General features: G+C 45.1%; 5 protein-coding genes. All 5 read left to right on the top strand.

What is annotated here, in order from left to right; genetic code table 11:
• The first annotated feature begins 116 nt into the window (after positions 1-116).
• On the top strand, positions 117-1,418 hold the full coding sequence (gene tig / locus IT781_RS17265) for a trigger factor (protein WP_194971425.1): 1,302 nt from the start codon (positions 117-119) through the stop codon (positions 1,416-1,418).
• An 8-nt stretch (positions 1,419-1,426) separates the two neighbouring features.
• On the top strand, positions 1,427-2,065 hold the full coding sequence (gene clpP / locus IT781_RS17270) for an ATP-dependent Clp endopeptidase proteolytic subunit ClpP (protein WP_228779241.1): 639 nt from the start codon (positions 1,427-1,429) through the stop codon (positions 2,063-2,065).
• A 91-nt stretch (positions 2,066-2,156) separates the two neighbouring features.
• Entirely contained in the window at positions 2,157-3,428 is a 1,272-nt protein-coding gene (gene clpX, locus IT781_RS17275; protein WP_194971426.1) for an ATP-dependent Clp protease ATP-binding subunit ClpX, read from the top strand.
• Positions 3,429-3,600: 172 nt separating this feature from the next.
• The gene (lon, locus tag IT781_RS17280) at positions 3,601-6,012 is read left to right on the top strand and encodes an endopeptidase La (RefSeq protein ID WP_305076262.1); all 2,412 of its coding nucleotides are present in this window, start codon (positions 3,601-3,603) and stop codon (positions 6,010-6,012) included.
• Positions 6,013-6,203: 191 nt separating this feature from the next.
• Positions 6,204-6,476: an HU family DNA-binding protein gene (locus IT781_RS17285; protein WP_020160249.1), complete on the top strand. Its 273-nt coding sequence runs from the start codon at positions 6,204-6,206 to the stop codon at positions 6,474-6,476.
• Positions 6,477-6,540: the final 64 nt, after the last annotated feature.

The raw sequence follows: 6,540 nt of genomic DNA on the forward strand, positions 1-6,540 counted from the left end.
TTCAAAATAGTTACATACAAAATTAACGATGCCAATCGTTAATTTTTCAAATCCTTGAGCCGTTTCCGGTATCCTAATATAAAAAATTCTATCCATAATATTGTTGAGGTAAAGAAATGCAAGTTTCTGTCGAAAAGACATCAGAATTAAGCAGAAAAATGACTGTTAGCGTGCCTGAAGAAGTTGTCCAGGAAAAAATGGCGGCGCGTTTGAAGTCGTTGGCGCGCGAAGTTAAAGTCGATGGCTTTCGTCCGGGTAAAGTGCCTCAGCATGTAGTTAAAAAGATGTTTGGCGATAGGGTTCGCGGCGAAGTTGCCGGCGACCTGATTCAATCTACTTATTTTGAGGCATTGCAGGATCAAAATTTAAGACCTGCCGGCCATCCGCATATTCATCCGTTAGACGAAGCGGAAGGATTTAAATATACTGCCGAATTTGAAGTCTATCCTGAAATATCGCTGGAAGGCGTGAATCAAATCGAGGTAAAACGCCCTGTCGCTACCGTCGCTGAAGCCGATGTCGACGACATGATTGAAAAACTGAAAGCGCAGAGAAAGACCTGGAATAAGGTAGAACGCGCATCGCAGGAACATGACCGTATAACAATTAGTTTTTCAGGCACTGCCGACGGTGAGAATTTTACTAACGGCAAGGTAGAAAACTATCCGGTTGAAATTGGCGCGAAACAGATGATTCCAGGCTTTGAAGACAACCTGATCGGTCTTGAAGCGGGCGCTAACAAAACATTTGAGGTATCTTTTCCAGAGCAATACGGCAATGAAAAATTATCCGGCAAAGCAGCTCAGTTTGAAGTTGAAGTGAGTGCTGTTGAAGAACCGGTATTGCCTGAAATTGATGAGGCTTTCGTGAAGGCCTACGGTATTGAAGATGGTTCTGCAGAGTCTTTTCGTGAAGACGTCAGAAACAATATGGAAAGAGAGCTTGAGCAGGCATTACGCGGCAAGCTGAAAAATGCCGTCATGGATGCTTTGTATGAGAAGATTCAGATTACTGTTCCGAACACGCTGGTCGACCAGGAAGTCGAAAGTATGATGAAGCCTTATATAGAGACCGCTAAACGGCAGAAAATGAAGCTGGACGATCTGAAGTTGCCGAGAGACGCATTTGAAGAACAGGCCAGACGTCGCGTGGCTTTGGGATTGATCTTGGGCGAAATCATCCAGAAAAACGATATCAAAATTGATGCGGATAAAGTAAGGTCTGCTATTGAAAATATGGCAAGAAGTTACGAACGCCCTGAAGATGTGGTTAAATGGTATTATGCAGATGAAAGCCGACTGGATGATGTCAGACAAATGGTGCTGGAAGATCAGACCGTTGAATGGCTGGTTGCCCAGGCAAAAGTATCTGACGAGCCGATGAAATTTGACGATGTAATGAATCAACAGCAAAGGTAAGGTATCGAATGTATAAAATGAATCAAGCAATGGCTCCCGAGGCTGCGGGTGGATTAGTTCCTATAGTTGTTGAACAGACTGCTAGAGGTGAGCGCTCCTTTGATATTTATTCAAGACTATTAAAAGAGCGCGTTATATTTCTGGTTGGTCAAGTGGAAGATTACATGGCCAATCTGGTTGTCGCCCAGTTGCTTTTTCTGGAATCAGAAAATCCTGACAAGGATATTCATTTATACATCAATTCGCCCGGCGGCTCAGTAACCGCCGGGATGTCGATTTACGATACGATGCAGTTTATCAAGCCTGATGTCAGTACTATGTGCATTGGACAGGCCGCCAGTATGGGGGCTTTGCTTCTGGCCGGCGGCGCTAAAGGCAAACGGTATTGCCTGCCTCATTCGCGAATGATGATTCACCAGCCGCTAGGCGGTTTTCAGGGGCAGGCCTCTGATATTGATATCCATGCCAGAGAGATCCTGGCAATCAGAGAAAAGCTGAACAATATCTTGTCCGGCCACACGGGGCAGCCGATAGAAAAGATCCGTTTGGATACGGATAGGGATAACTTTTTGAGCGCTAATGATGCGGTCAGCTATGGGCTCATTGATAAGGTGTTAACAAATCGCGCAATCGGTTCTGATAAATAAGGGTTGGTATTTTTTTTGTATTTAGATATATTCTTTGCTTCATCAAAAGCAAAAAAAGCATCAGTTTCTGGATGTTTGCAGGAGTCAATTTATGAGTAATGACAAAAACAGCAAAGACGACGATAAACTGCTTTATTGTTCTTTTTGCGGTAAAAGTCAGCATGAAGTCAGGAAGCTTATTGCAGGGCCGTCAGTTTATGTATGCGACGAATGCGTAGAGCTTTGTAATGACATCATAAGAGACGAATTGCAAGACGACTCTTCTTCTTTCGGCGGTGAATTGCCTAAGCCGAAAGAGATCAAAGCAGAACTCGATGAATATGTTATCGGGCAGGAAAGTGCGAAAAAGATTTTGGCTGTCGCCGTCTACAATCATTACAAGCGCTTACGCAGCAAATCGAAAAAGGATGGCGTCGAGCTAGCTAAAAGTAATATTTTATTGATCGGTCCGACTGGTTCAGGGAAAACGCTGCTGGCTGAAACATTAGCACGCTTGCTGGATGTGCCGTTTACTATTGCTGATGCCACTACGCTCACAGAAGCCGGCTATGTAGGAGAGGACGTAGAAAATATCATTCAGAAGATTCTGCAGAAATGTGACTATGATGTAGAAAAGGCTGAAACCGGCATTGTCTATATCGATGAAATCGATAAAATCTCCAGAAAGTCTGATAATCCGTCAATAACGCGCGACGTTTCCGGTGAAGGCGTACAGCAGGCGCTGCTGAAATTGATCGAAGGCACTATTGCTTCAGTGCCTCCTCAAGGCGGCCGTAAACATCCGCAACAGGAATTTTTGCAGGTCAATACCGCCAATATTTTGTTTATTGTCGGTGGCGCATTTGCCGGACTGGACCGTATTATTAAAGATCGTTCGGAAAAAGGCGGCATAGGTTTCTCGGCAGAGGTAAAAGCCAAAGATGAGACTAAAAATGTCGGGCAGCTTTTTGCTGAGGTTGAGTCCGAAGATTTGATTAAATACGGATTGATTCCGGAATTTGTCGGTCGTCTTCCGGTAATTGCCACTTTAGAAGAACTCGATGAGCAGGCCTTGGTCCAAATATTAACGGAGCCCAAAAACGCACTGATCAAGCAATACAAGCATTTGTTTGAAATGGAAGGTGCTGAACTGGAGTTTAGAGAAGACTCTTTGATCGCCATTGCCCGTAAATCCATGGAAAGAAAAACCGGTGCCCGCGGTTTAAGGACTATCGTTGAAAGTGTTCTGTTGGATACTATGTATGAATTGCCATCGTCGGAAAATATCTGCAAGGTGGTTATTGATGAAAGTGTTATTCTAGGTGAGTCTGAACCTCTTCTGGTTTACGAAGCGGAAAAGAAAAAGGCCTCGGCCGAATCTTAGAATTTATTCGGGACAGAAAAAAAGGGAGCTTTATTTTTTTAGCTCCCTTTTTTTTGCGCTATAGCCAAGCTAAAGGCTGTGTTTTATGGTTTTAGCTCTTGCTATTTTATTTATCGGCCCCATATCTTTTTTTCAAAAATTGCTAAAGGTTCCAGTTATGGAAACGCACAAAATGACAGAGATACAACAAACAGATGTTTTGATTCCGGTTTTGCCGCTCAGGGACGTCGTGGTTTATCCGCATATGGTGATCCCTTTATTTGTCGGCAGGGAAAAATCTATTGACGCTTTGGATGCGGCTATGAAGGATAACAAGCAGGTCTTGTTGGTTGCCCAGAAAGAAGCTGAAATTGACGAGCCGGATTTTACTGATCTTTATCAGGTCGGTACTTTGGCCAATATTCTGCAATTGCTAAAATTGCCTGATGGCACTGTTAAGGTGCTGGTCGAAGGAAGTCAACGCAGCAAAGTTTCATACTATAAAGAAACGGACAGTTTTTTTTCCGCCTCTGTAGTAAAGATCGACGATGTTTTAGATATATCCGAACGGGAGCAAGAGGTGCTGCAGCGGACAGTCATCAGTTCGTTTGATCAATACGTCAAACTGAATAACAAGATTCCGCCGGAAGTCATGAATTCGCTCGCCGGTATTGATGACCCAAGCCGCCTTGCCGATACCATGGCCGCCCACATGACGCTAAAAGTCAATGAAAAACAGGCGATTCTGGAAACCGCGGATATTGCGAAACGGCTGGAAAATCTGATGACTCAGATGGAAGGCGAGGTTGACCTGCTGGAAATGGAAAAAAGAATCCGGGGGCGTGTTAAGCAGCAAATGGAGAAGAATCAAAAGGAATATTACCTGAATGAGCAAATGAAGGCGATTCAAAAAGAACTTGGCGAAATGGAAGATGTTGCCAATGAGATTGAAGAGCTTGAAAAGAAAATCGAAAGTGCCGGCATGACTAAAGAGGCCAAGGCAAAGGCTGAGGCAGAGCTTAACAAACTTAAATTAATGTCGCCGATGTCTGCCGAGGCCACTGTCGTGCGTAATTATATTGACTGGATGGTCAGTATGCCCTGGAAGAAAAAAACCAAGGTGCGGCATGATCTGAAGCTGGCTGAGCAAGTTCTGGAAACAGAGCATTATGGTTTGGAGAAGGTCAAGGAGCGCATTCTCGAATATCTGGCTGTGCAACAGCGAGTGCAGCAGCTCAAAGGACCTATTTTGTGCCTGGTCGGCCCTCCAGGCGTAGGTAAAACCTCATTAGGCGAGTCCATCGCTCGCGCTACCAATCGTAAATATGTGCGGATGGCTTTGGGCGGTGTGCGGGACGAAGCGGAGATTCGCGGGCATCGTCGAACTTATATAGGCTCTATGCCGGGCAAGATTTTGCAGAATCTGGCTAAGGTGAAAACACGCAATCCTATGTTTTTACTTGATGAGATCGACAAAATGGCAGCCGATTTCCGAGGCGATCCGGCTTCGGCATTATTGGAAGTGCTGGATCCCGCGCAGAATCATACGTTCTCGGACCATTATCTGGAGGTGGATTTTGATCTGTCCGATGTGATGTTTGTTGCGACAGCCAATACGATGAATATTCCGCCGGCCTTGCTGGACAGGATGGAGGTTATACGTCTTGCCGGCTACACTGAAGATGAAAAGATTAACATCGCATGCCGCTATCTGATCCCGAAGCAGATCAAAAATAACGGGTTGAAAGAACAGGAAATCGAAATTGCAGAAACAGCGGTCAGAGATATTATCCGCTACTATACGCGAGAGGCTGGTGTTCGCAGCCTTGAGCGGGAAATCTCGAAAATCTGCCGTAAAGTGGTCAAAGACCTGCTGCTGAAACCGAGCAAGGACAAAGTTGAAGTTACTTCTGAGAACCTGGATAAATATCTCGGCGTTAAACGGTTCCATTACGGGCTTGCAGAGGAACAGGATCAGGTTGGACAAGTGACCGGCCTGGCCTGGACGGAAGTCGGCGGCGAACTGTTAATGATTGAAACAGCCGTTATTCCCGGAAAGGGCAAACACTCCGCCACAGGCAAACTGGGCGACGTCATGAAGGAATCGATTGAGGCGGCGATGACCGTGGTAAGAAGCCGCTCTGAAATCCTGGGAATAGACCATGAGGTGTTTCAGAAAAATGATATCCATATTCATGTGCCTGAAGGCGCTACGCCAAAAGACGGGCCCAGTGCTGGTATCGGCATGTGTACGGCCATCATTTCGGCACTGACTAAAATACCTGTAAAGGCAAGTGTGGCCATGACCGGTGAGATTACGCTGCGAGGCGAGGTATTGCCGATTGGCGGGCTGAAAGAAAAACTATTGGCTGCTCATCGCGGAGGCATAACAACAGTTGTCATTCCTGCGGAAAATGAAAAAGACCTGGTCGAAATTCCTGAAAATATAAAGCAAAACCTGGATATCAAGCCCGTCCACTGGATAGATGAGGTGCTTGAAGTGGCGTTGCAATATATGCCGAAGCCAAGCGACAAGAAAGAAGTCGAAGAAAAGGCTAAAAGTGAAGGTAAGCTAAAAAAACAGGGTCTTGTTACTGCTCACTAGAAAAGTTTGCGGTTTTGTTTGAATTCGGCAAAACCGCAAAAATCATGGGCTCGGGGGGCTTTAGTGCTTGACACTGCCTAAGAGCTATTGATATAAATACCAAGCTTTCTTATGTGGCCAGGAATCGCACATAAGAATCATACACTGGTTGTGCAGAATACAATTTAAAAAATACTTCCTAAGGGGGAATGATGAATAAATCAGAACTAATCGATGCTATTGCAGAGTCTTCTGAATTGACAAAAGCGGACGCTGGACGTGCTTTAGATGGTTTCATTAGTGCAGTTACGGCTGCTTTGAGTAAAGGTGATTCTGTTGCTTTAGTTGGTTTTGGTACATACTCTGTAAAGGAGAGAGCAGAGCGCAAAGGCCGTAATCCGCAAACAGGCGAAGAGATTACAATTAAATCTGCGAAAATTCCTTCATTTAAAGCTGGTAAATCTTTAAAAGATGCTGTAAACTAGTGCTTCTTTAGTCGGGTGCTTAGCTCAGCTGGGAGAGCATCGCCCTTACAAGGCGAGGGTCGGG

Source organism: Methylobacter sp. BlB1 (assembly GCF_015476545.1).
Lineage (GTDB): Bacteria > Pseudomonadota > Gammaproteobacteria > Methylococcales > Methylomonadaceae > Methylobacter.